At 44.0% G+C, this 1,847-nt stretch carries 4 protein-coding genes; all 4 read left to right on the forward strand.

Features of this window, described 5'->3' with window-relative positions:
- A partial coding sequence (locus K8R76_04760) for a GntR family transcriptional regulator (protein MCD4847483.1) occupies positions 1-285 on the forward strand: 285 nt, incomplete at its 5' end.
- Positions 269-622: an ATP-binding cassette domain-containing protein gene (locus K8R76_04765; protein MCD4847484.1), complete on the forward strand. Its 354-nt coding sequence runs from the start codon at positions 269-271 to the stop codon at positions 620-622. The genes K8R76_04760 and K8R76_04765, both read left to right, overlap by 17 nt.
- Before the next feature lie 8 nt (positions 623-630).
- Positions 631-1,080, forward strand: a complete 450-nt coding sequence (locus K8R76_04770) for an ABC transporter ATP-binding protein (GenBank protein MCD4847485.1) — start codon at positions 631-633, stop codon at positions 1,078-1,080.
- On the forward strand, positions 1,070-1,847 hold a 778-nt coding region (locus K8R76_04775; protein MCD4847486.1), incomplete at its 3' end, for an ABC transporter permease. The genes K8R76_04770 and K8R76_04775, both read left to right, overlap by 11 nt.

Here is a 1,847-nt window from a genome sequence, read left to right on the forward strand (position 1 = left end):
CCTTCCATAAGGGAGCTTGCTACAACTCTCAGGATTAACCCGAACACAGTTGCCAAAGCTTACAATCATCTGGAAACGGATGGATTCGTAACTTCACGAAAAGGTCTCGGGTATTTTGTCATTGCAGGCAGGAAAAATCTTCAAAACGACCGGGAGATTATTTTCACTGATCTTACCGATGAATTCATTTCAAGATTAACAGAACTTGGTTTCGCTTCAGAGGAGATTGTCAAAGGTCTTTCTGACAGGTTGAGAGGAGAGATCGAACATGATCAGATTAAGTAATCTGTCATTTGCCTACGGCTCGAAGAAGGTGCTTGAGGATTTCAGTCTGGAGCTTTCGGCAGGAGAGACCGTAATGATTACCGGCCCCAACGGGGTTGGCAAGAGTACCATACTAAGACTTCTTGCAGGAGTACTGAAACCAGTGTCAGGTGAAATTGATCATGGATTAACGGAAGGAACTGACCCCCGGCTGAAAACAGCTTTCCTGCCGGACAGTCTCAGCATCTACAGAAGCATGACTCCAGCTCAGGCAGCTGAATTCCATGCCGGATTCTACAGGACGGAACCATCCGATCTTGAACTCGCGCTGAAAGCGGGAATTGATGTCAATCTTTAGGCCAGCGAGTGCTTGTTCATCTTTCTCTGATACTATCCACCGATCCAGAACTGATACTGATTGACGAGGTTCTTCATTCAGTCGATCCGTATCTCCGTGATATTGTTTTCCGTCAGTTGATATCAGTGATGGAGAAGAGGAATCCGATCGTTGTAATGGTGAATCTCAACTTTCATGACATCGAGAATCTTGTGGACCGAGTAATATTCCTGGGCCGTGATGGAATCAGATTAGATGAATCCGTGGACGGTCTGAAATTAAAAACAAGAAGAGTAATCGCAGAAGAAATCTCATCGGAGTATTCAGTGCTGTTTACAGAGAACGTCATGGGAAAGATGCATCATATCGTTTATCCATTTGATGAACAGGCTGAGGGTACAAATTTCGAGAGTATTCAGAAAATGGATCTCACTGAAATAATGACCGCCTTTATGGGAGGCGAGTACAGTGTTTCTTAAAGAACTGAAAGACACTCTCAGACAGACCGGTTTCATTATGGCATTCTTCATTCTCGTACCTGTCCTGTATCTCATAGATCAGGCTTTCTACAATACAGGGATGAACTTTTCAGAATACATATCGAACGGCCTCGACTTATTCATTCTGATAACTGCTATGTATATTGGATATAACATGTTCAAGGCTGAGGAAGAAGATGGTGCGAAGGAGTACCTTCTGTCTCTTCCTGTAAGTCGCTGGTCGCTGTTTCTGAACAAAATAACACCCAGGGTGATCGTTCTGATCCCTCTTCTTGTATCAGGGATGCTTGTATACGAATTTGCTGAGACAAACGGGGTTGCATTTGGGTTTTTCCTGAACTGGTTCCTCGGTTTTAACAGCCTGATCTTTCTCCTGATTTTCATTCAGATCTGTGGATTCATTCTAGGTCTTGTAGGCAGGGAAAGCTGGATAACCAGGCTGATGCTTCTGGCCATGGTGGTTTGTATCTGGCAATACAGCAGTATAGCGCTGGTTTTTGAGAATACTCTGCGGAGTATAATTGGCTGGCGGAAGATGATTGAGCTTGGTTTCGGTTGGTACTCATCAACAAATGCTTATATAGACGGCATTTTTAACTATGTGCTTCTTGCGTATATCCTTGTTCCACTACTGGGAATGTGGGATCTGAAACCCATCAGAGTCAGAGAGGTATGGTTTCAGAAAAGAGCGTTTCTCCCGATGATTGTATTCTCTCTGCTTCTGGTAAGCCGCTATCTTACAAAGA

Source organism: Candidatus Aegiribacteria sp. (genome assembly GCA_021108435.1).
Lineage (GTDB): Bacteria > Fermentibacterota > Fermentibacteria > Fermentibacterales > JCC-6 > Aegiribacteria.

Bases quoted from the DNA above. Each gene is read 5' to 3' on its own strand.
- K8R76_04765 (MCD4847484.1), top strand. From the start codon at position 269: ATGATCAGATTAAGTAATCTGTCATTTGCCTACGGCTCGAAGAAGGTG.